Source organism: Plantibacter sp. MDV22-iso1 (genome assembly GCF_058408345.1).
Map to the genome: position 1 here is coordinate 637735 of NZ_JBZVDY010000001.1, position 21833 is coordinate 659567.

At 68.2% G+C, this 21833-nt stretch carries 27 protein-coding genes and 1 tRNA gene; 14 read left to right on the plus strand and 14 right to left on the minus strand.

Going from position 1 to position 21833, the window contains the following annotated elements; all coding sequences use genetic code 11:
* Nucleotides 1-472: 472 nt before the first annotated feature.
* Together AC4PMY_RS03005 and AC4PMY_RS03010 are read right to left on the minus strand one after the other, a co-directional pair.
* Complete coding sequence (locus AC4PMY_RS03005) at nt 473-913, minus strand: hypothetical protein (protein WP_491621966.1); 441 nt, start codon at nt 911-913, stop codon at nt 473-475.
* A gap of 1 nt (nt 914) precedes the next feature.
* Entirely contained in the window at nt 915-1121 is a 207-nt protein-coding gene (locus AC4PMY_RS03010; RefSeq protein ID WP_491621967.1) for a hypothetical protein, read from the minus strand.
* A 101-nt stretch (nt 1122-1222) separates the two neighbouring features.
* On the opposite strand from AC4PMY_RS03010, the gene AC4PMY_RS03015 reads away from it, so the two are divergent.
* From AC4PMY_RS03015 to AC4PMY_RS03040, 6 genes are read left to right on the plus strand one after another with little or no spacing between them, the layout of a single operon-like run.
* Nucleotides 1223-1540 (plus strand): hypothetical protein, encoded by a 318-nt coding sequence (locus AC4PMY_RS03015; protein WP_491621968.1) that lies wholly within the window; start codon nt 1223-1225, stop codon nt 1538-1540.
* A gap of 23 nt (nt 1541-1563) precedes the next feature.
* Nucleotides 1564-1896 carry a hypothetical protein gene (locus AC4PMY_RS03020; protein WP_491621969.1) on the plus strand — a complete coding sequence of 111 codons (333 nt, stop codon included), beginning with the start codon at nt 1564-1566 and terminating at the stop codon, nt 1894-1896.
* Nucleotides 1893-2252 (plus strand): hypothetical protein, encoded by a 360-nt coding sequence (locus AC4PMY_RS03025; protein ID WP_491621970.1) that lies wholly within the window; start codon nt 1893-1895, stop codon nt 2250-2252. The genes AC4PMY_RS03020 and AC4PMY_RS03025 overlap by 4 nt, the downstream gene beginning before the upstream one ends.
* On the plus strand, nt 2249-2980 hold the full coding sequence (locus AC4PMY_RS03030; RefSeq protein ID WP_491621971.1) for an adenine nucleotide alpha hydrolase family protein: 732 nt from the start codon (nt 2249-2251) through the stop codon (nt 2978-2980). The genes AC4PMY_RS03025 and AC4PMY_RS03030 overlap by 4 nt, the downstream gene beginning before the upstream one ends.
* Nucleotides 2980-3471: a hypothetical protein gene (locus AC4PMY_RS03035; protein WP_491621972.1), complete on the plus strand. Its 492-nt coding sequence runs from the start codon at nt 2980-2982 to the stop codon at nt 3469-3471. Before AC4PMY_RS03030 ends, AC4PMY_RS03035 begins: the two co-directional genes overlap by 1 nt.
* Nucleotides 3468-3842: a hypothetical protein gene (locus AC4PMY_RS03040; RefSeq protein ID WP_491621973.1), complete on the plus strand. Its 375-nt coding sequence runs from the start codon at nt 3468-3470 to the stop codon at nt 3840-3842. The genes AC4PMY_RS03035 and AC4PMY_RS03040 overlap by 4 nt, the downstream gene beginning before the upstream one ends.
* 208 nt (nt 3843-4050) lie before the next feature.
* Here AC4PMY_RS03040 and AC4PMY_RS03045 read toward each other — a convergent pair whose 3' ends face one another.
* Complete coding sequence (locus AC4PMY_RS03045; RefSeq protein ID WP_491621974.1) at nt 4051-4791, minus strand: DUF4145 domain-containing protein; 741 nt, start codon at nt 4789-4791, stop codon at nt 4051-4053.
* Nucleotides 4792-4840: 49 nt separating this feature from the next.
* On the opposite strand from AC4PMY_RS03045, the gene AC4PMY_RS03050 reads away from it, so the two are divergent.
* The 3 genes from AC4PMY_RS03050 (at nt 4841) to AC4PMY_RS03060 (ending at nt 8274) form a co-directional block, all read left to right on the plus strand.
* The gene (locus AC4PMY_RS03050) at nt 4841-5338 is read left to right on the plus strand and encodes a hypothetical protein (protein ID WP_491621975.1); all 498 of its coding nucleotides are present in this window, start codon (nt 4841-4843) and stop codon (nt 5336-5338) included.
* A complete protein-coding gene (locus AC4PMY_RS03055; RefSeq protein WP_491621976.1) occupies nt 5268-6344 on the plus strand; it encodes a PBSX family phage terminase large subunit in 1077 nt (358 codons plus the stop codon). The genes AC4PMY_RS03050 and AC4PMY_RS03055 overlap by 71 nt, the downstream gene beginning before the upstream one ends.
* A gap of 274 nt (nt 6345-6618) precedes the next feature.
* Nucleotides 6619-8274 (plus strand): hypothetical protein, encoded by a 1656-nt coding sequence (locus tag AC4PMY_RS03060; RefSeq protein ID WP_491621977.1) that lies wholly within the window; start codon nt 6619-6621, stop codon nt 8272-8274.
* Nucleotides 8275-8374: 100 nt separating this feature from the next.
* Here the strand turns inward: AC4PMY_RS03060 and AC4PMY_RS03065 are convergent, their stop codons facing one another.
* Both AC4PMY_RS03065 and AC4PMY_RS03070 read right to left on the minus strand, forming a co-directional pair.
* Complete coding sequence (locus AC4PMY_RS03065) at nt 8375-8908, minus strand: hypothetical protein (protein ID WP_491621978.1); 534 nt, start codon at nt 8906-8908, stop codon at nt 8375-8377.
* A 26-nt stretch (nt 8909-8934) separates the two neighbouring features.
* Nucleotides 8935-9426 (minus strand): hypothetical protein, encoded by a 492-nt coding sequence (locus AC4PMY_RS03070; protein WP_491621979.1) that lies wholly within the window; start codon nt 9424-9426, stop codon nt 8935-8937.
* Between the two features lie 51 nt (nt 9427-9477).
* Here AC4PMY_RS03070 and AC4PMY_RS03075 point away from each other — a divergent pair, with 51 nt between their 5' ends.
* The gene (locus AC4PMY_RS03075) at nt 9478-9831 is read left to right on the plus strand and encodes a hypothetical protein (RefSeq protein WP_491621980.1); all 354 of its coding nucleotides are present in this window, start codon (nt 9478-9480) and stop codon (nt 9829-9831) included.
* A 2-nt stretch (nt 9832-9833) separates the two neighbouring features.
* On the opposite strand, the gene AC4PMY_RS03080 is transcribed toward AC4PMY_RS03075, so the two are convergent.
* Entirely contained in the window at nt 9834-10274 is a 441-nt protein-coding gene (locus AC4PMY_RS03080; protein WP_491621981.1) for a hypothetical protein, read from the minus strand.
* Nucleotides 10275-10308: 34 nt separating this feature from the next.
* On the opposite strand from AC4PMY_RS03080, the gene AC4PMY_RS03085 reads away from it, so the two are divergent.
* The gene (locus AC4PMY_RS03085) at nt 10309-11049 is read left to right on the plus strand and encodes a phage minor capsid protein (protein ID WP_491621982.1); all 741 of its coding nucleotides are present in this window, start codon (nt 10309-10311) and stop codon (nt 11047-11049) included.
* A gap of 145 nt (nt 11050-11194) precedes the next feature.
* On the opposite strand, the gene AC4PMY_RS03090 is transcribed toward AC4PMY_RS03085, so the two are convergent.
* The 5 genes from AC4PMY_RS03090 to galU all read right to left on the minus strand — a co-directional run bounded on the left by AC4PMY_RS03090 (nt 11195) and on the right by galU (nt 14876).
* Nucleotides 11195-11271: transfer RNA gene (locus tag AC4PMY_RS03090), tRNA-Ala, on the minus strand.
* A gap of 51 nt (nt 11272-11322) precedes the next feature.
* Nucleotides 11323-11976, minus strand: coding sequence for a hypothetical protein (locus AC4PMY_RS03095; protein WP_491621983.1), 654 nt, complete (start codon nt 11974-11976; stop codon nt 11323-11325).
* Between the two features lie 107 nt (nt 11977-12083).
* Entirely contained in the window at nt 12084-13109 is a 1026-nt protein-coding gene (locus AC4PMY_RS03100) for a hypothetical protein (RefSeq protein ID WP_491621984.1), read from the minus strand.
* Between the two features lie 84 nt (nt 13110-13193).
* On the minus strand, nt 13194-13847 hold the full coding sequence (locus tag AC4PMY_RS03105) for a GNAT family N-acetyltransferase (RefSeq protein WP_086474356.1): 654 nt from the start codon (nt 13845-13847) through the stop codon (nt 13194-13196).
* A 135-nt stretch (nt 13848-13982) separates the two neighbouring features.
* Nucleotides 13983-14876 carry a UTP--glucose-1-phosphate uridylyltransferase GalU gene (gene galU / locus AC4PMY_RS03110; RefSeq protein WP_079001930.1) on the minus strand — a complete coding sequence of 298 codons (894 nt, stop codon included), beginning with the start codon at nt 14874-14876 and terminating at the stop codon, nt 13983-13985.
* A 153-nt stretch (nt 14877-15029) separates the two neighbouring features.
* On the opposite strand from galU, the gene AC4PMY_RS03115 reads away from it, so the two are divergent.
* From AC4PMY_RS03115 to mscL, 3 genes are read left to right on the plus strand one after another with little or no spacing between them, the layout of a single operon-like run.
* Entirely contained in the window at nt 15030-15629 is a 600-nt protein-coding gene (locus tag AC4PMY_RS03115) for a 5-formyltetrahydrofolate cyclo-ligase (protein WP_491621985.1), read from the plus strand.
* A gap of 32 nt (nt 15630-15661) precedes the next feature.
* Nucleotides 15662-16003 carry an FmdB family zinc ribbon protein gene (locus AC4PMY_RS03120; RefSeq protein ID WP_064296543.1) on the plus strand — a complete coding sequence of 114 codons (342 nt, stop codon included), beginning with the start codon at nt 15662-15664 and terminating at the stop codon, nt 16001-16003.
* Nucleotides 16004-16054: 51 nt separating this feature from the next.
* A complete protein-coding gene (gene mscL / locus AC4PMY_RS03125; protein WP_064296544.1) occupies nt 16055-16501 on the plus strand; it encodes a large conductance mechanosensitive channel protein MscL in 447 nt (148 codons plus the stop codon).
* 36 nt (nt 16502-16537) lie between these two features.
* On the opposite strand, the gene AC4PMY_RS03130 is transcribed toward mscL, so the two are convergent.
* The 3 genes from AC4PMY_RS03130 to AC4PMY_RS03140 form a co-directional block, all read right to left on the minus strand.
* Complete coding sequence (locus tag AC4PMY_RS03130; RefSeq protein WP_064296545.1) at nt 16538-16753, minus strand: hypothetical protein; 216 nt, start codon at nt 16751-16753, stop codon at nt 16538-16540.
* Nucleotides 16754-16769: 16 nt separating this feature from the next.
* Nucleotides 16770-20471, minus strand: coding sequence for an AAA family ATPase (locus tag AC4PMY_RS03135; protein ID WP_231884410.1), 3702 nt, complete (start codon nt 20469-20471; stop codon nt 16770-16772).
* 135 nt (nt 20472-20606) lie between these two features.
* Entirely contained in the window at nt 20607-21821 is a 1215-nt protein-coding gene (locus AC4PMY_RS03140) for an ROK family transcriptional regulator (protein WP_082916219.1), read from the minus strand.
* Nucleotides 21822-21833 lie beyond the last annotated feature (12 nt).

Sequence of the window (21833 nt, forward strand, 5' to 3'; positions counted from 1 at the left end):
GCTCGCACCCTCACGATCGACGGCGAGCAGCGGGTCGGCATCCCCGAGGCCGCCCACCTCGTCGGCCGTACAACCCGCACCATTCGACGATGGCGCGACGCCGGCTGGATCCGGGTACACCGTCCAGAGCATCACGTCTAAGTGCCCGTGGCGGACCTCGAGGCGACCAACCGGGCTCTTCTGGGCGGACTGCTCCCGCAGGATCGATCAAAATGTGAGTGAAATGATCATTCTGCGCACAATGTGTGCGACACTTGATCGAACACGTGTCACAATTTCATGCAACGGCAGAGGTGTCTGTTAATCCAGACAGACCTCAACCGCGCCCCGGCAGGAGCGAGCGAGCCCCCACGGCACCCTCGCTTCGCCGGGGCCCTTCTGCTTCTCGGGGGCGTTTACGCGACGGAACAGCGCGAAGGATGCCCACAATCGCTCAGCCTCCGGGGGCGAGGTACACCTGCGCCCTTGAGGGTCACTTCAGGATCTCGCGGAGTCGCTTGATTCGCCACGCCCGCCGGCGGCGATAGCGCATGATGCCAGCCGCTACGGAGAACCCTATGACGAGCAGTTCGAGCAGGACGTGCTGGACGACCAGGTCAAAGTCCGGTTTTCCGACTATGGGCACGGCAACGAGGAACGCCGCGTTGACGAAGACCATGATTGCGAAGTATGAGCTCCACAGGAGCAACGCGACCTCCCGCGGAGCCGTCTCGGCCAAACCGACTCGCAACGCGAGGTCATCCTGGACCAATTGGAGGGCGCGGCGCGCCCGCGACGGATCGTCCATGCTCTCGACTAGTGGCGCGACTCGTTCGAGCCTTCGTAAGGGGGCGCGCTCTCGGAGCATTGCCACGACTGCGGCGAGTATTGCGAGCGGCACTCCAGCGATTGCCGCGATTCCAGCAAGGTCCACGTCAGGGTTCCTTCCGGGGCTTCGGCATTACGCCGCCATTGAGGCGCTTCGCGGTGTTTTGGACGGCGACGATCGAGAGACCAGCGGCAGCCGCGATCGCCCCCCACTGGTAGTCGTCGAGACGAGCTTCGAGGATGAGCGCGTCGCGGCGCTGGGTGTTCGCCACGGCGAGCTGTGCGGCCTGGGTCAGCTCGGAGAGATTGTCCATACGCACAAGGTATCAATGAACAAGTGACTTGTTATGTATGTCCCTGTAAATCAACCTGAATGGAGCTATGCACAACAAGTCGCTTGTTATGTGTTTGCAGCATGACCACCTCATCCAACTGCCCCTGCATCCCGCTGCTGGATGCCATGGTCGCCCGGAGCATCAGGGGCGGCGGCACAGAGCAGGAGGCTCGCACCGCCCTTGCGCGCATCCTCCGCGAGCACACCGGCGACAACCTCGCCTTCGCGCTCGTCCATGAGGGCTTTGCGACCGAGAACAAGGCCTATGCGTTCCTCCATTCGATCCCGCGCCCGCTCGGATGGGCCGTCAAGGGTTTGAGCGCGAAGGACCTGTGGGAAGACCGCCACATGCGCGACCCCGCCCACCGCGTCGCCCAGTCCGCCGGTGGTGCCGAATGAGGCAGCTGAAGGTCGGCGACCGCGTGTCCGCCATGCGGCACCTGCCCGGGACCATCGCTCTCGACTACTCCGGCGTCGTGACCGCCGCCTATGACCGCAGCCGCACCGAAGAGCGAATCTCCGTTCGCTTGTCCGATGGCGCCGAAGAGACCATGTCGGCTCACCCAGACTTCGTCGAGGACCTCACCCGGCCGTTCGCGGCCGCCCGTGAGTTCCGCCGCCTCGCCCCCGACCTGGAGCCCAGTCAGGAAGTCGTGCAGTCGGTGCTCGCGGATGCGCGGCCGGCGTTCACCTGGTGGGACATCCGATATGCCCTGCATCTGCTGCAGTACTCGCCCGCGGAGGTCGCAGCGTGAGCACGTTCCCGGAGGCGGCCGCAGTCGTCGCGGCGCTCACCGCCGCTCAGGTCGCCGCCGAGGGTTTCGCGTTCCCCGCCCTCATCGAGGCCGAGGTCACCGATAATGGTGAGACCTACCGGACGCTCCGGTGCCCGTGGTGCGACTCGCTCATCACCGGAGACGCTGACCTCGCTGCCGTGGACTACGCCGAGCGTCTGTCCTACTCGAACCTGATCGGTGATGCCGAGTTCGACCGGTCCAGCGTCTCGTTCGACCACTCGGGGGATGCCGACTTCGGCGACACCCTGTACTACCAGACCGAGTGCTGCGACAACCCCGTCGCGCTCCCTGAGGGGTGGAGGGAGAACGCATGACCACCATCATCAAGGGACAACCGACCTCCGCCGAGATCCGCACCCAGCTCGCCGCCGAGGGGTGCACCGTGCTCGTCGCGTTCTCCGGCGGGAAGGATGCGATCGCGACCGAGCTCGCCCTCCAGGATGCCGACGTTGAGACCCGTCTCGCCGCGCCCTACTACATCCCGGGCCGCGAGCCCGGCCGCACCCTCCAGTTCGTCGAGGACGGCTACGCACGCCTCGAGGACGCCCTCGGAAAGCAGATCCACCGCTACCCGCACCCGTCGCTCTACCGGTGGCTCAACAACTTCGTGTTCCAGCCGCCCGAGCGCTGCGAGGTCATCGAGGCCGCCCAGCTCCCCACCGTCACCTACGAGGAGATGTGGTCGTACATCCGTGAGGACCTCGGCCTACCCGCTGACACCTGGGTTGCCGATGGCGTCCGGGCCGCCGACAGCATCGTCCGCCGCGCCTCACTCTCGAAGCACGGCGTCATGAAGAAGCACCTCCTGAACGTGTCACCCATCGCCGACTGGCTGAAGGCGGAAGTACTCGGCCGCATCACTGCCGCCGGCATCCAGCTCCCCGTCGACTACGACCCGGACATGTTCGGCCGCTCGTTCGATGGCATCGACTACCGGTTCCTCAAGCCGATCAGCGAGCGCTTCCCCGAGGATTACCAGCAGATCCTCCGATGGTTCCCGCTGGCTGACCTGGAGCTGTTCCGAGCCGAGATGGCCCGCTGATGCTCCGGACCAGTGCGAGACAGCACCTCACCATCGACGAGCGCATCGAGGCCATCGGCTGGGATGTCGTGGAGCGTTGCCCCGACCTCGGTCCCTGCCATGAGTGGCGCGGCGGCAAGCACGAGAGCGGATACGCGCTCCTCCACGTGCGCCCCCGAATGATCAAGGTCCACCGGCACATCCTGGAGTGGTCACTCTGCCGAGAGCGGGGCGAGGAGTTCGCGCTCCACCGCTGCGACAACCCGCCGTGCATCCGTGAGGAGCACCTCTACCCGGGCAATGCGAGCCGCAACCTCCGGGATGCGCTCGACCGAGGCCGGTTCCAGCCGTCCACCTTCGCCCGCGGCCCCCGGAAGGAGACCGCAGCCGTCGAGGCGGCCATTCGCGCAGACCTCGCAGCAGGCATGACCCGCAATGCGGTCGCGAAGGCCCATGGCCTCTGGTGGCCCACCATCGACACCATCGCCCGCCGAGCGGAGAACCCAGCATGAACACCAACAACCTCGATGACCTCCTCGGAGGCTCCAAGCTCGACGACCTGCTCGGCGGCCCCGTCGACGTCGGCCTGGACATCGACACCGATGATCTCCTCGGGGAGGCCCCGCTCGGCGAGGTCGAGTACTCAGGCGACCTCGCCCAGGATGCCGCCGCCGAGCTGACCGCACTCGAGCAGGGCTACCGCGATCGCGCGAAGCAGGAGAGCAACCGCTTCCGCGATGCCACCGACTCGGAGTACTGGTTCGCCGTGTGCTTCAAGACCCGCGCCGAGAAGGAAGCCTTCCTCGCGAAGTACCAGCTCGACCAGCTCGGCGACAAGTACCTCGACGGCAAGAAGGTCGAAAAGATCCTCGACCGGCGCTGACCGTCCATCCGAGCGACCTGAGGGGGTGAATCCATGCGCAATGTCATCTCCCGAGCCCGCGCCGGTGTCGGCCGCGTCCTGAGCCGTCTCCGCGGCGGCCGCCGTGCAGCATCCGCCGCCGGCGTCCGCACCAGCGGCTCCTAGCTTCACCCGAGCGCCCGGGGGCAGGTCACCGACCCTCCCGGGCGCTCCCCGATTGCCTTCGGACCTACTCGCCGGACTGCTTGGACGCTTTGGACGCCTTCGACTCCGCGTCAGCGCGGACACCGCTGGGGATCATCTCGTAGAGAGCGTCAGCCTCCCGTGGCTGGGTTATGAGCTCTTCGACGACCACATTCATCGCCCCGAAGTACGGCTCTGCGACGGTCGCTCCTTCACCATCAAGGAAGAGCGCCACCAGTTCCTGCCCGCTGTCGCCGTGCAGCGTCGCGTTACCAAGGTGACGGAGTGCGGTGAGCACCTTCCACAGCCGCACCCCAACCTCTCCTTGCAGGCTGGCAATCAACTCGTCCAGGCGCTTCTTCGAGCCGCCTCCAGTGATCTCGCGCAACAAGCTCTCAAGGGCCGCCCGCGCCAAAGCTGCAGACGCTCGTCGGGAGTGAGGGAAGACGGCCCGCGCTTCCTTGTAGAGAGCAGCCGCTTCCGCAGGCATGTCGGGATGCGGTTCTTCGATGGGTGACACGCTCGGAAACACGAGCTGGTCCCCGCGCCAGACGGAAGATCCCAGGCAGGACACGCACAGGCTCGCCCTCCACTCGGGACCTGACTTCGCCGTAGAGAACCACTCCGTGCCCCTCACTTCGAAATCACCTTCGAAGTCCCTGAAGGTCATGATCGCCCGACTCTCCAGCCACACCGACAACGGGCGCCATGCCTGATGGCTGAACGTGTTGCATCGCGGGCAATTGAAGCGTTCGAGTCCCACAGACGGGGCGACGTATTTCTGCATGAGCGAAGCCTAGCCACCGTCCACTCCTTTCGATGCAGGAGGAAACCCCATGGCGCAGGAAACGGATCCAGCCCAGAGCGCCGCCGAAGTTGCGGAGGCCGCTGCCCTACGTGCGGCGAACGCGCTGAAGCTCCGGAAGCTCCGCGTCTCCTACGACGACATCGCGAAGCAGCTCGGCTACGCGAACCGATCGGGCGCGTACAAGGCGGTCCAGAAGGCGCTCCAGGACATCACGCGGGAGCCCGCAAAGGAACTGATCGAGCTGGAGCTCGACACGCTCGACATGATGCAGGCCTCCCTCGCGAAGCGCATCCAGCAGGGCGACGACATCGCGATCAACACGGGTCTGAAGATCATGGGCCAGCGGGCGAAGCTCACCGGCCTGTACGAGGCGTCCGAAGACACGAGCAACCTCGCTGAGATCAGAGCTGCACTCCTCGGCTTCAAGGAGAAGCTGGGGGAGGCGGACCTCGGCGATGGCAGCAACGACAGCGGTTCCCACGCTCCTCGCGTCGATGAGCCCGAAGCAGGCGCGGTCGGTCCGTGACTGCACGGGCACGGTCAACCTCTGGGAGGGGTCGATGCGGTCCGGGAAGACGTACTCGTCGATCCTCGCCTGGCTGATCTACATCGCTGACGCCCCGACCGGCGGCGAGCTGGTCATCATCGGGAAGAACCGCGACAGCATCTACCGCAACGTCTTCAAGCCCATCGAGGAAGCCGACGGCCTGAAGCTGTTCGCCCCGCAGGTCTCCTACCGCAACGGCGCGACGACGGCGATCATCCTCGGCCGCATGGTCCACATCATCGGCGCGAACGACGCCAAGGCCGAGTCGAAGATCCGAGGCATGACCGTCGCCGGCGCCTACGTCGACGAGGTCACGGTCCTCCCCCGCGAGTTCTTCATGCAGCTCACGGGCCGCATGTCGGTCACCGGCGCGCAGATGTTCGCCACCACGAACCCCGACAGCCCGGCGCACTGGCTGAAGACGGACTACCTCGACAAGCTCGGCTCGCTCGAGCACTGGCGACGCTTCCACTTCACGATGGACGACAACCCGTCGCTGTCCCCCGAGTTCATCGCCCAGCGCAAGGCCGAGTTCACGGGCCTCTGGTACAAGCGCTTCATCCTCGGCCTGTGGGTATCCGCCGAGGGCGCGATCTACGACATGTGGGACCCCGACCTCCACGTCGTCGAGTGGCAGAACCTCCCCCGCATGCGCCAGCTCATCGGCGTCGGCGTCGACTACGGCACCACGAACGCGACCGCCGGCCTGCTCCTCGGTCTCTCCGACGAGAAGCAGTTCGGACGGCCCGCGTCGCGGCTCTACATGATCGACGAGTTCCGCTACGACTCCCGCGCCACCGGCCAGCGTCTCTCCGACGCCGACCTGTCGCTGCGCTTCGGCCAGTGGCTCCGGCAACCGCACCTGCCGTACCGCACGGACCTGGAGATCGAGAACATCTTCCTCGACCCGTCCGCTGCCTCGTTCCGCCAGCAGCTCTGGAACGACGACATCCCCACCCGCAAGGCCGTCAACGACGTCAACTAGGTTATCGGTCTCACCCCCGCCCTGCTCTCGCAGCAGCACCTCGCCGTCGCCGACCGCTGCAACTGCTGGATCACTGAGGCCCCGGGCTACGCCTGGGACTCGAAGAAGTCCGGCCAGGGGCTCGACGTCCCTGTCAAGGTCGCCGACCACTCCCTCCACGGCGGCCGCTACGTCCTCACCTCCGCCGAGATGCAGTGGCGCGACGAGATCACCTGGACCTCAACGCTCGCCCTGGCGGCCTGACCCGGAACACCTACGAACCGAAGGAGGCATCGTGCCGCTCCCCCTCGAAGGCACCCCATGGCCCCCTGTCGAACTCTCGCCCGCGTTCGCGCGCTACGACGAGTACGACGCCTGGCTCGTCGGGGACATCAACCGCCTGCAGCAGATCTACTCGCAGCAGACGGCCGCCCCGACGCACACCCACGACGGCGTCCCTCACCGCGGCGGCGCATACGGCGTCATCGCATCCGGGTTCTCACGCCTGTTCTGGAGCAAGCGGGTCCAGACCGAAGCGTCACGCACCGTGCTGCACGTGCCCATGGCCGCCGACGTCGCCACGATGTCCTCCGACATGCTGTGGGCCGAGCCTCCGACGTTCACCGCCGCGATCGAAGACGAGAAGGGCAAGCGGTCCCCCTCTGAGGACCAGACGCAGTCGCGCCTCGACGTCATCATGAACAGCCCGGACGCCCACGAGATGCTCAACGAGTCCGGCGAACTGACATCGGCGCTCGGCGGCACGTTCCTCGCCTGCGAATGGAACATCGCCGCCCGCGAGCACGTCTACGTCCGCGCCTACGACGCCGACACCGCCGTCCCCGAGTTCTCCGCCGGCCGCCTCACCGCCGTCACGTTCTGGACGTCCCACTGGGACGCCGACGGGCAGCTCTACCGGCACCTCGAGCGCCACGAGGTCGGTGCCGTCATCCACGCCCTGTACAAGGGCGAGGAGGGCGAGATCGGCGAACGCGTCCCGCTCGACACCCTCGACGCCACGGCGTGGCTCCTCGAACCGGCGAACGGCAAGATCGTCAGCCCTGCCGAGGTCACCCTGCAGACGGGCATCCGCCGCCTCACGGTCACGTACCAGCCCAACGTCCGCAAGAACCGCGAGTGGCGGAAGGCCGGCGGATCGCTGGCTATGCTCGGACGCTCCGACTTCGCAGGCATCGAGCCCGAGATGAACGCACTCGACGAGGCATGGTCGTCGTGGATGCGGGACCTGAAGGTCGCCCGCGCCCGCCTGTTCGTCGACGAGACGGCGCTGAAGAACCGCGGTCGCGGCCAGGGCGCCTACTTCGAGGAGGAGCAGGAGGTCTACACGACCCTCCGGTCCCTCGCGTCGACCGACACCAAGCAGATCGAGGCGCAGCAGTTCGAGATCCACGTGGACGAGCACGAGCGCACCACGGCCGCTCTCGTCCGCGTCATCCTCCGCAACGCCGGCCTCGGATCGCGCGACTACGAGGAGAAGGCGGGCCAGGTCACCGCGACGGGCGAGCTGCGCCGCGACAAGCGCGAGGAAACGGCGCGCGACAAGAAGAAGCGCTACGCCGCCGCCGCGACGAGCTACATCGCCTCCGTGGCGCTGGAGCTCGACGGCATCCTCTTCCCAGGCAAGGGCGGACGCCCCGGCATCGAGGTCTCCGCGGAGTTCCCGTCCGAGTCGCAGGTCGACGACGAGAAGGAAGCCCGCGTCATCGGCCTCCTAAACACGGCCCGGTCGATCAGCCTCGAGACGAAGGTGCGCCGAGCGAACTCCGAGTGGGACGACGGCCGCATCGCCGAGGAGGTCACCAAGATTCGCGCCGAGGAGAACCTGCGGAACCCGCTGCGACTCGATCCGGACGACGAGGACGACGAACTCGAAGCCGACGACCAGAAGCGCGCCGAGGCTGAGCGCGCCGAGCGAGAGGCCGCAGCGTGACTTACGACGAGGCGATCTGGCTGATGGGCGGGGCAGCGATCGTCTGCGCGCTCATGCTGGGCGGCCTGTTCTGGCTCAGCCGCCAGAACGGGCCGCGCGGCTAGACATAGCTGTACGAGACAGTCGCGTCGCTCGTGCGCTTCTTGCCTCCAGCGTCTGTCCACTCGACGCGCGCGCGTCGACCCTGCCAGAAGGCAGGGTCCCCGATCGGGTAGTCACCGATGGGCACAACCTGCAACTTGTCGTGTCCATGAAGTGGCCCGCTGCCGCTGAAGTACAGATCCTGCGGGTGATCGGGGTGCAGCACATGCACCGACGGGTCGAGGACGGTCGCCTCGCCGCTGTTGTAGAGCGTCCAGACGGGCTGTATCTCGTACTGCTTCTCCTGCGACCCAGAATCGCTGATGCCTACGCCGACGAAGGCAGGAGGGTTGGCGGCCCGCTCCGCTTCTACGCGAGTCGTGGACGCGACGAGCTGCAACCACACTCGGCTCTTATCCGCCCGGTTCAAGTAGTTCACGCGCCAGTTGAGGAGAGAGATCAGCAGAGCCGCTCCGGAGACGAATAGGGCGATCCATGGCAGCCAGTCGAATGCCGCGGAATCGGCGGACATCGGGACGGGTGAGGGCGACATGTGCTGAGCCTACCGACGGGCCTCTATCACGTCGGCGGCATCGTCGGGTCGAAGTACGGTGCGTGGGTTCGCCGCAGGCGTCTACCGTCGTTCCAAGTGACCGTGACATCGCTACCAGACCAATCGCCCTCAAGCGGGGCTTCATTTCCCGGGGCGAGGTAGACAACGAGCGATCCCCCGCCGACCAAGGGTCCGCTTCCGCGGAACTTGGTCCTTCGACCGTCCCGCGCCTCCACCACTACGACGGGCAGCATCACCGTCGCGTTCCCACCATTGTGGAGGGTCCATTCCGCGGAATACCCGACGTAGGTGTTCTGCATGAGAGTCGTCGCGGACTTCCGCGTTCCCCTCACGAGCGACAGCATGACGATCTTCGCGTCAGCGCGGTTTCGGTAAGCCACCAGCGCTGTGATTCCCGAGAACGCGAGAGCGCACAACGAAACGACCAGAGCCGCGATCGGTATCCACTGGGGGACACCCGCCGCTCCGACGATCTCGGGAATGGGTGACGGTGTCATCCCGCGAGCCTACCGACCCACCACACTTCCCGGCACAAGGTCGAAGCGGCGATGACCGTGATGGCCATCGCCGCTCTCGGCACGATCCGCTACCGGATCACCTGCGACGCGGATGAGTGGCTGCGCATCGAGCACCGCACGAAGACCGGTGGCTACTACGGCCACTCCACGCACCTCGACTCGACGATCTGGCTCAACCCGGAGTCGAGCCCCGATGTGCTCCGGCTCACGTTCTGGCATGAAGCCCTGCAGGCCGTGATGGAGGCCGCCGCAGGCTGCCCCGACTGGACAGAGCTCGGTGAGGACCGCAACGCCCGCGAGGAGACGGTCATCCGCCGCATCGAGTCGCCCACGCTCGCCCTCCTCCGCGACAACCCGGAGCTGGTCGCTTACCTGACCGTGTGAGGTCAGGCGTACGTCTGCGCGACAGACGCGACCGCTGTCCGCTTCTTCCCGCGTGAGCCCACGTATTCGACCCGGGCCCTCCGGCCCTGCCAGTAGTACCGGCCATCCGTGTGGGAGTTTGGCATGGGGTAATCGCCGACGGGTACGACCTGAAGGCTTCCGTTGCCAGGAAGGACACCGGCCGAGGTGAAGTGCGACTCATGCCCATGCTCGTCGGCCTCGACGATCACTTCGGGGTTCACTGCCGAGGCCTCACCCGCGTTCACCAACGTCCACTCCGGGTTTCCTAGCTCCCAAGCTCTCGACGGGTACTCGACCATCTGAGTCCGGCCGACGAGCACGAACGACACGTTGCGCTTGTCGGCCCGATTGCGCCAATTCACCCAGGCGTTCAGGACGCCGATCAGCAAGGCGAAGCCAGAAATCACGAGGGCGATGTCCATTCGCTGATGCTAGCGCGCGTCGAGGAAGTGTCGGGTGCACCTGTACATCCCGGACTCCGACGCCGACCCGACGCAGCTCGTCGAGGATCTCGCCCGCGCGCTGACGAACATCTACAACGGCATCGAGGTGCGGCTTCAGCAGGAGATCGCACGCCGCCTGTACCGCGGCCTCGACATCTACGCCGACCTCTTCACCCGCCTCCGCGCGCTCGGGGAGCTCGACGACTTCACCGCCGCCGTGCTCGCCGAGATCAACACGGACGCCCTGGCCCGCAACCTCATCGCCACGGCGTTCAAGGCCGGCACCGCGGCCGCCGTCTCGCAGCTCGGCCTCGCCCGCCACCTGCCACGCGAACTCGGCATTACGACGACCGCGCAGAACGCCGCGGCCGCGCTCGCCATGGACCTGTCGAACAAGCTGGAAGACCTGCACCTGCGGATCCTCCGGTACCCGCAGGACGCGTTCCAGGCGATCGTCGCCCAGTACACCCCGCAGGTGCTCGTCGGCGGCGCCTCGCTCCGCACGCTCGAGCGCGCCACGGTGCAGGCGTTCCTCTCCGAAGGCATCACCGGGTTCGTCGACAAGCGCGGCCGACGATGGCGCATCGGCTCCTACGCGGAGATGGCGACCCGCACAGCGACGATGCGCGCCTGGCAGGACGCCGGCGTCGAGCGCATGCGCCAGTCCGGCATCACCGCCGTCGACGTCGTCATCGGCCGATCCGGGTGTGAGCGATGCTCGGCCTGGAAGGGCAAGACGCTATCCATCGCATGACTGCTCGTCCCGTTCACGGGAACCGAAGCGGCGCCGTGCTCCCGACCGTACAGGACGCGGAGCGCAGCCGAAACGGCACAGGACGCTGCCGACACCCGGAAACACGACAACCCCGCACCGTGAGGTGCGGGGTTGTCGTTGCAGCTGGTGGACCCAAGGGGATTCGAACCCCTGACCCCCTCGATGCGAACGAGGTGCGCTACCGGACTGCGCCATGGGCCCAACTACTCGACCAGGCTAGCAGAACCGACGACCCGTTTCGAACCGGCCGCGCTAGTCCTCGTAGGGGTTCGGGCCGTCGTCGACCGGCATGCTGCCGTCCTTCGGGTTTGCGGCGATGAGGGCAGCGAGGTCGAGATCGCGGAACCAGCGGAGCCGCTGGCTCCGGGCACGCCGATAGTGCTCGTCGACGACCGGCTCGTCGAGGACCCGGTCGAGCTTCGCCTGGATGGCGCGCTCCAGGTCGCCCCACGCACGCTCACGAGCGGATTCCGCGATCGCCGCGACGAACTCCTCGTCCTTGCTCACCCGACGGAGTTCGGTGGCGAGGCCCGAGTACACCTCGCGGCGACGGGACAGGGCGCTCAGGTCGCCCGCGCGGTAGTCGTGCTGGTGACGTGCACTCCCCCGACGCTGGAACGCCGTCTGGCGCGCCTCCCGTGCGAGGTCCGCGTACTCCTCCTGCTCGTCCGCCATGCGCCCCAGCTCGCGCCGGACAGCCGCCTGCGTCGCCTCGGCGTCGTAGGACGCGCCGTCGCGGAGTGCGCGCTCGATGATCCAGTTCGTGACCTCGACCACGGTCCACGACCGCGCGATGAGGAGGCCTTCCTCGACCGCGTGCTCGACCGGCGGCGGAGCCACCTCAGGGGGCGCGACGTAGGGCTTCATCGGCTTCCGCCGGCTCTTCCGCCACACGCCCATGGTCACCTTTCGCGTTCCAGGGCGTCGACAAGAACCGAGCGACGAACCCCCTCGACGAGTCTATCCGTCGCCGGTGACCGGTTCATGAACGACCGGACGGGCGTGCGCTCGACTCAGCCCGCGGCGCGGCGACGCTGCAGCAAGGTGGAGCCGCCGGCGGCGATCTCACCCTCGTCGATGACACCCATCGAGGCGAAACGACTCGGGGCCGACTGCGGTTCGACGCGCTCGGGCTGCGGAGCGGCGACGGGCTCCGGACGACGGACGATCGTCGGCACGACCGGCGCGAGGCGCTCGGCGCGAGAGGCGATGGCCTCCTGCATGGCCGCCTGGCGAAGGCGGTCGTAGGCGTCGGCCTTGGCCAGCTCAGCGGCAGCCGACGAGCCCTCGGAGAGGTGCAGCGGTTTCGGGATGGACGTCGGCGTCCAGGTCTGCGCCTGCGAGGCCGCCTTGACGGGCTCGTTGTACTCGAAGAGCGCCGACTCGACGCGCCTGGTCGTGACCGCGACCGCCGGTACCGGCGCGACGGCACGGTGGGCGATACGTGACATCCGAGAGAGAGCAGAGAGCGCGAGCAGCCCGACGACCGTGGACGTGATACCGAGCACGAGACCGCCACCTGCGAGGAACGCGGTCACACCGGAGCAGAAGCCGATGATGGAGGCGACCAACACGGTGGTCGCGAGCAACCGCGACCGACGACGGCTCCGCGCGAGCTTCGCCGCTCGGGCATTGCGCTGGACCGCACGGGCTGCGGCAGCGGCGGCGCGACGAGCATCCTCCGCGGCACGGGCGGCGGCTTCGGCCTGCACGGCCCTGGCCTCCTCCTCGCGACGGATCCGATCGGCTTCGGCGAGTTCGACACGTGCCGCGGCCTCGGCCGTCGCCTTCGTCCTGGCCTCGAGCTGCTTGAGGAGCTTGCGCTGCGCGGCGACCTCACGCGACGTCGCCTCGAGCCGGACGGCCTCCGGGACCTCAGCCGTCTCGGCGAGCACACGGAGCGTCTGCTGCAGCCGGATCGCGTTGCGCTCGCTGGCCGAGAACTGACTGTCGCGCACCCACGACGGCACCAGGTACACCAGCCACAGCATCGCTGCGACCAGAATGATCACCCCACCGCTCAGGAATCCGCCGTCCATGTCCCTGACCGTAGCGGGTCGATGACCTGAGACCGATCAACAGGTGGGTGTGTCCCCGGATGGAGGGGGAAAACGGCTACCTGCTCAGCGAGTGGGGAACGGCGACGCGGCCGCGAGACGGTCGGCTTCGGGGATCACACACGCGTCCTTCGGGACCTGGCCGTCCAACCACCGGTTGAGGACGCCGCCCGGGACCTCTTCGCGGACGAGGCCGAAGCAGAAGTGGTCGCGCCAGTCGCCGTCGATGTGGATGAAGCGGCGGCGCAGACCCTCGTACCGGAACCCGAGCTTCTCGACGACCCGCAGGCTCGGAGCGTTCTCGGGCCGGATGCAGATCTCCAACCGATGGAGCTGCAGGGCGGTGAAGCAGTGGTCGGTGGCCAGAGCGGTCGCGATCGGTGTGGCACCGAGACCCGCGAACCGCTGGGAGACCCAGTAGCCGATCGACGCCGAGGCCAGCGATCCGTACGTGATGCCGGAGACGTTGAGCTGGCCGGCGAACTCCCCGTCGACCTCGATGACGAACGGAAGGCCCGCGCCCGAGCGCGCATGGTTCTGCAGCGACCGGATCGCCGCACGGCTGTCGGCCGGGACCGGGCCGTAGGGACTCGTCGCCTCCCAGCGGCGCAACCAGGCTCGGTTCTCCGCGAGCTCGCGCTCGAGCGGCCTCGCGTCACGGACCTTGATCGGCCGGATGCTCACTCGCCCACTGCTCAGAACGGGTACGACCTGCGCCACCGTGCCACCCCTCTCGCGTTCTGTGGTGAGCCTAGTGGAGCGCTCACCGATGCACCGACACCACGTCGTCGACAGCATCGCGCCCCGAGATCCGCTGTTGCGGACCCGGGGCGCGGCGTGTGTCGTCGGCTGGAGTCAGTCGAGGTCCCCGGCGAAGTCCTTGAGCCACGGACGCAGCTCGGGACCGAGGTCCTCGCGGTCGACCGCGAGCTGCACGATCGCCTTGATGTAGTCGAGGCGGTCGCCCGTGTCGTAGCGACGGCCACGGAAGATGACGCCGTAGACGCCGCCCGTGCCTTCGACGTCGGCGGCCATCTCCTGGAGCGCGTCGGTCAGCTGGATCTCGCCGCCCTTGCCCGGCTCGGTGCGCTCGAGGATCTCGAACACCTCGGGCTTCAGCACGTAGCGGCCGATGATGGCGAGGTTGGACGGGGCGTCCTCCTTCGCGGGCTTCTCGACGAGGCCGGTCACCCGCACGACGTCGGGATCGTCGGTGGCCTCGACGGCTGCTGCACCGTACATGTGGATCGAATCGGGGTCGACCTCCATGAGGGCGATGATCGTCGCGTTCCGCTTGTCCTGCTCGTCGAGCATGCGCTCGAGGAGCACGTCGCGGGCGTCGATCAGGTCGTCGCCGAGGAGCACGGCGAAGGGCTCGTGGCCGACGTGGCGCTTGGCCCGCAGGACGGCGTGGCCGAGGCCCTTCGGATCTCCCTGACGCAGGAAGTGGATGTCGGCGAGCTCGCTCGACTCGTTGACCTTCTCGAGGCGCTGGGTGTCGCCCTTCTTCGCGAGGTTGAGCTCGAGCTCGGTCACGCGGTCGAAGTGGTTCGCGAGCGCGTTCTTGTTGCGGCCGATGATCATGAGCACATCGGCGAGCCCGGCGCTGACCGCCTCCTCGACGACGTACTGGATGGCCGGCTTGTCGACGACGGGGAGCATCTCCTTCGGCAGGGCCTTCGTCGCCGGAAGGAACCGGGTGCCGAGACCTGCTGCGGGGATGACTGCTTTGGTAACACGAGTGGTCATGAGGAAAAACCTATCGTGTGGAGTCGGTGAAGTACCCGAATACCCCCTCGATCGAGGGTGAAATCCCCCGAACCCCTGGACGAGGCGGCAGATGTCGAGTAGGGCGTCGGTCAACGAGCCGTGCGCGACGACGAGCCGTTTAGAATGGGTCGCATGACGAGCCCCGCCGAACACGAGAAACGAGCGCTGCGCGCCGAGCTCCGTGAGCGGCGGGAGCTGCTCACCTCCCTCGAGAAGGAACGGTCGACCTCCGGCCTCACGGACAACCTCCGAGCCCTGGTCTCCCGATTCGGCGCGAGCTCGATCGCCTGCTACCTCTCCTCCCCGAGTGAGCCCGACACCAGGCCCTTCCTGCAATGGGCGCAGGAGTCGGGCATCCGCATCCTGTTCCCCATCACCCGCACCGACGGGCTCCTCGACTGGACGATCGGCGAAGAGGGCATCGAGACGGTGGGCTTCGCCGGCACCCCCGAGGTCGTGGGTACCACCCTCGGCCCCATCGCGATCAACGACGTCGACCTCATCCTCGTCCCCGCGGCCGCCGTCGACGCCCACGGCATGCGCATGGGCTGGGGTCGCGGGTACTTCGACAAGACGCTCGGCTCGATGGAGCGCTGCCCTCCCGTCTACGCCGTGCTGTACGACACCGAGATCCTCGACGAGGTCCCGAGCGAGATCCACGACGAACCCGTCGGCGGTGCCGTGACCCCGAGCCGCATCCTCGACTTCGACCAGGTCCGACCGCGCCGCTGAGCGCGCCGACCCACCACATCCCAGGAGACCCCGTGCCCACCTACGCCTACCGCTGCACCGAGTGCGGCAACGCCTTCGACGTCCAGCAGTCCTTCACCGACGACTCCCTCACCGAGTGCCCGGCGTGCTCCGGCAAGCTGCGCAAGCTGTTCAGCGCGGTCGGTGTCACGTTCAACGGCTCCGGCTTCTACCGCACGGACTCCCGCGCCGGTGCAGGCAAGGGCTCGAGCTCCATCCCGGCCTCCTCGAAGTCCTCGGAGGGGTCGTCGAGCTCGTCCTCGTCGGACACCACGGGCGGATCCTCCTCTTCGGGCGGCTCCTCCAGCTCCGGCTCCAGCGCCACACCGGCCTCCGCCGGGAGCGCCGCGTCCTGAGCCGGTAGCGTAGCCAGGGTCCTGTCCATCCCCGATCCTCAGGGAGACCCCATGCTCAAAGGCTTCAAGGAGTTCATCCTCCGCGGCAACGTGATCGACCTGGCAGTGGCCGTCGTGATCGGGGCCGCGTTCACCGCCATCGTCAACTCGCTCGTCGAGAACATCTTCAACCCGCTGCTCGGGGCGCTCTTCCGGGCGGAGAGCCTGAACGACGCGTTCAACGTCTCCATCCCGACGGTCGACGGCGACCCTGCCGTCATCCACTTCGGCGCGTTCATCGGCGCGACCATCCAGTTCCTGTTGGTCGCCGCCGTCGTCTACTTCGTCATCGTGCTGCCGATGAACCACTTCAAGCGCGTCACGACGAAGCCGACGATCGCTGATGAGCCGGCAGCACCGAGCGAGCTGTCGCTGCTCACCGAGATCCGTGACGTGCTGAAGACGGGCACGAGCGCTCCGCTGCCGCCCGCACGCGACGACACGACCGACGGGCGCTAGTCCGGCCCATCCCGCACCGTCGACGTCCCGTCCCGCTCACCAGTGGGGCGGGACGTTGCGTTGCAACTCGTCGTCGTTGCCACCGCCGCCAGCGGGTTTGGCGGCTCCGCCCCAAGCGGCGTCGGTGTCCTCCGCAGCCTTGACGGGATCGGCCGGCAGCTGCGGCGCGGGATCCGTGCCGGGAGCACCGGGGCGGATCGCCCGCCTCGATCCTCGGGGACGGACGATCCGTGGCTCCTGATCGTCCTGCATGATCAGTGTCCGACCATCAGTGGCGTGGGACCTGCACGGCGATCGGCGCGGTGTCGAGGTGCTCGGTCGTGTTGAGCCCGAGCACACCGGCCACGCGCTGCGCCACCGCCTCGGCGTCGGCGAAGAGGTCGAAGCTGTGCACGCGGACGTAGTGCCAGCCGAGACGGCGCAGGACGTCGGGGCGGAGCCGCAGCGACTCCCGGAGGCTCGCGTCACCCAGCTCCTCGTCGCACTCGACGACCACGGCTCGGCCACCCCACGAGGCGACCAGGGCGAGCTTGCCGCGGTAGCCCATGTCGACCCGCATCCCGAGTGTCTCGAGGCGCGTCGCGAGGTCGACGAGCATCGGCTCGGCCTCGTGCGTCGCCTGATCCTCGGAGGCGCGGCGCGACGTGTCCGTGAGGATGCGTGCGAGCGCGAGGATGCCGTGCTGGATGCGGTTCTGGTCGAGGTCCTCGGGGCGGACACACGAGACGATCACCATGGACCGCCGTGCGCGCGTCATGCCGACCGCGAGCAGCCGGTCGCCGCCGGGCTGACCCAGTGCGCCGAAATCGGACAGGACCCGTCCGTGCGGAGTGAGGCCGTACCCGATCGAGAAGATGACGCGGTCGCGGCTCTCGGCCACGGACTGCTCGAGTGTCAGGACGGTGAACGGTTCAGCCCGCTCGCGCAGGAGGAAGTCGGAGAGGTCGGCACGACGGGAGAACGCTGCGAGGACCGCCTGCTGGACCCGGACCGCGTGCTTGTCGCTCGCGGTCACGACCATCAGGGATTCCTTCGGGCGGTTCGAGGCGTGCTCGAGGACGAGTTCCACGACCCGTTCGACCTCGACGTCGACACTCTCCACCGCTCCGGTGACCGGGTCGGGCATGCCGAGCCCGCCGGGCACGTAGTCGAGGCTCAGGCTGCCGTGGCCGAGGAACGAACCCGCCCACGGCAGGGAGTCGATCTGGCCGCCGTAGAACCGCTCGTTGACGAGTTCCGCGAGGTCCTCGCCTCCCGCGCGGTAGGAGCGCGTCAGCATGAGGGTCGGCAGGACCGAGCTCAGCTGTTCGAGCGCGGACTCACGGTGTAGCTCGGCGATGTCGGCGTGCTGCTCGGGCGTCGCCTCCTGATCCGTCAGACGGATCTCGAAGGGCGAAGGACTCTGCGTCACGGGGTCACCGAAGGCGACGACCTGACGCGCACGACGGATGGCGTCCACGTTCTCCGCGAGGAGCGTCGCCCCCGCGTCGACGAGGAAGACGGCGTCGAAGGACGCGCTCTCGGGGATGCGGGGCACCTCGTACGGCGAGACGAGCCAGACCGGCGCGAGGACGCGGGACAGCGTCGGAGCCGCCTGCTCGAGCTCGGCCGCTCGGAGCGGTCGATCGCGCTTGAGGAGCGAGCGGAGCGCCATACCTTCGGTGGCGTGGTCGACGAGACCGATCTTCCAGGTGTCGGCCAGCAGCGAGGCGAGGAGCTGCCCGGACGCGGACGCATGCGCCTCGTCCACCAGCCGGAAGTCGGACTCGAGGCGCTCGACGACGCTCGTGTTCGCGCCGAGCAGACCGCGGTCCTCGGTGAGCACGAGTTCGAGCATCGACTGCCACCAGGCGAGTTCGAGCTCGTCGGCGAGGCGCGTCCGCGGCACGTGCCGCTGGGACAGGTCGACGATGAGTTCACCGAGGCCCTGCTCGCGCAGGCCGGCGAGGATCGCGGTGCGCTCCTGGAGGTTGTGGAGGACCTCCGACTCGGCAGCGAGCTCGGAGATCGTGCGGACGAGACTCGGGATCGCGAGGCGGCCGAGGCGGTCCGGGGTGTCGGCGATGCCGAGCGGCTGGTCGACCAGCTCGAGCTTCGCGGCGACCGTCTGGTACGCCTGCTCGACGTCCGCGATGCCGAGCGGCACCTCGGGCGGCGCACCGGTCGTCACGTAGCGCTGCCACAGGGTGCGCTGCTGCTGGATCCGACGGAGCGCGGCGTTCATGTCGGGCACGTGTGCGCCGGGCCGCAGGTACTCCTTGGCCAGCGCCTTGAGTCGCCGGCGGCTCGCCGACGACATCGCGGCGGAGTCCTTCCGCGGGCTCGTGGCGACGATGAGGTCGGCGAGCGACCGGTCGAAGACGTCCGGCTGGAAGCGGTCGAGCGTCTCACGGATGTCCGCGAGGAGTCGCAGGTAGATACCCAGCTCGTCGATGGACTCGAACGGCCGCATCTGCGTCTGCCCGATGAGGCCGTACGCACGCTCCAGCAACTGCGGCAGGTCCTTGCGGTGCAGGCGCTTGGCGAGGTCGTGGGTCTCCTGGGCTTCCGCGGTCGTGTCGAACGACGCGCCGTACCAGGGCGAGTCGCCCGGTCCGTAGCGGAACTCACCGAGGGCGGCCGCGCCTTCGAGCGCCTCCGCCGCGCGGGAGCGGCCAGCTGCGAGTCCGACGAGCGTCTGGCGGTCGAGGCGGACCAGGGTTCCCGGAGGGTGCGGCAGCTTGGAGAGCTTCGAGAGCGCTTCGAGTGCGTCGATGACCGAGACCCGCAGATCGGGGTCCTTCGCCTGCAGCGAGGTGCGGTAGTCGATGAGGACCCGACGCAGCCGGACGAGCGCGTCGTCGACCTCGCCGACCTGCGGCGGGATCGCCCGCTCGTTGCGCGTGATCGCCTGGATGAGGTCGCGACGGAGGGTCGACGGCGACGCGCACAGGCCCGGCAGACCGACCTTGGTCAGGCGGTGGCGGATGCCCTCCAGCGTGGAGCGACGGGGGCTGACGACGAGGACTCGCTTGTGCTGCGAAGCGAGCACGCCGATGGCGTTCACGATGGTCTGCGTCCCGCCGGTGCCCGGCAGCGTCGTGACGACGAGCGAGTTGCCGGCGCCGATCTGGGCGATGACGTTCTCCTGCTCGACGTCCGCGTCGAGCAGGAGGGTGTCGGTCGACGGCGGGCGGTCGTCCTGGCCTGGCGCGTCGACGGGCGTGAAGCTGCTGCGCACGAGGCCGATGGCCCCCTCGTCGCCGGCGACGGCGTCGAGGATCGGGTGGTCGAGCTTGGCGGCGTCGTCGAGCAGCGAGTGACCGACGGCGGCGAAGGAGGAGACGAGCAGACGCGGCTGGACGGTGAACCATTCGAGCCCGGCGGCGAGCGAGCGGAGGCGGTCGATGACGGGCTGGGGCTTGAACACGCCACCCGATTCACTCAGTGCGACGAACTCGTCCGGATCGAGGACGATGCCGAACTGCTCGCGGAGGGCGCGGACGAGCTCCGGGTTCGCGGTGGTGGCACCGCGCAGCTTGACCTCGAAGTCGCGACCGTACCGGCGGATGGCCAGCGGTCGGAGCAGGACCGGCGCGCTGAAGTCCTCGCCCTGATGCGTCCACTGGGCGAGACCGACGGCGAGGTGGACGGCGTCGATGCCGCGGACGGTGGAGAGCTCGATGCCCTTCGTCGTGATGCGATCGGCGGCGCGCTTCGCTCCGCGGAGCGCGATCTCGTCGCGGATGAGGTTCGACAGCAGCGTCGACTTGCCCGAGATGAACTGCGGCAGACCACCGGGATGCGTCGAGCTGAGCTCCACCCGGGTCGTCGGGGCGTCCACGAAGTGGAGCAGCGGCGAGGGGCCGCCGACCGTGCTGAGCTGCTGACGCCAGGCGTGCAGCGCCGTGTCGACCACGCCTGCCGATGCCGCCACGGGACCCTCGCGGAGTTGCGCCTCCGCTGCTTCCCGTTCGACTCCGGACGTCACGTCGCCGTCATCCCGTCTCTTCTCTAGCCGCCACACACTTGCACCATACGTGCCCGGTAGTGGAAACACCGGGAAGCGGTGCGGTTTTTCGCCGAGTCCGCCGAGGAAATGTGCGACGCGCGCGTCGTCCGAGGGTCAGGAGACGCCGAGGAGGCCGGAGAGCACCATCACCGCGGTGCCCCGCAGGACGATGTCGGCGCCCTGCTCGCTCATCCGGATCTGGACGCCGCCGTGGAACTCGGTCATCGTGCGCGCCCGCACGGTCTCGATCGCCGCGTCGAGGAGCACGCCGGCGAGCAACTCCTCCGGGCCGCTCACCACGATCTCCGAGAGATTCAGCGCACCGACGATCGCGGCGAGCGAGACACCGAGTCGCTCCCCTGCCGCGCGCAGGATCTCCTCGCGACGCTGCTCGACCTCCGCGGTCGGAAGATCGCTCGCCTCGGCCGCCGCGAGGAGCTCGCGCAGGTGCGGCACGGCGAGCCAGGCCTCGAGGCACCCACGCTTCCCGCAGGCGCACAATGGTCCACCGTCGGTGCCGACGACCACGTGGCCGATCTCACCGGCTGCGAACCGGCTCCCGAAGAGCGGGTGACCGCCCACGAGCAGCCCCGCCCCGACGCCGTTCCCGACGCTCACGAGCATGAGGTCGCCGTCCGCCCCGCCGAAGCTGTACTCCGCGAGGACGGCGGCATTGGCGTCGTTCGCGACGAGGACGGGTACCTGGGCGACCTGTTCGATCGCCCCCTGGAGGTCGACGTCGGTCCAGCCGAGGTTCGGCGCGCTGCGGACCGTGCCGGTCATGTCGACGATGCCGGGCGAGCCGACCCCGATGCCCAGCACCTCGACCGTCGCCTCCTCGACGAGATCTGCGGCGAGCGCGACGGCCTTCGCGATCGCGTCCGCCCCCATGGCGCCGTCGAGCGGCACCTCGAGCATGGTCACGACCTCGCCGTCGAGCGTCAGCACCGCGCCTCGGAACACCTCGGTGTCGGAGAGGTCGAGGCCGACGATCTGGAACTCGTCGCGGTTGATGTCGATGAGCGTGGCGGGCTTGCCCGGGCGAGAGGTCTCGCGGAGCCCGACCTCGACGATGAGGTTGTCCGCGATGAGCGAGGCGACGAGGTCGGAGATGCTCACCCGGGTCAGGCCGGTGGCTCGGGCGATGTCGGCCCGACTCATGGCCCCGCTGGCGAAGAGGGTCTGGAGCACGAGCGCCCGGTTGTGGCCGCGGGCGTGTTCCGGCAGGACCTTCGCGTTCGGCCGCAGCCGCCGCGCCGGGGTGTACGAGAAGGATTCGATCCGCTCCGACGCGCTCCCGCCGCCGCTTCCGAATCCACCAGCACTCATGCGATAAGTAAA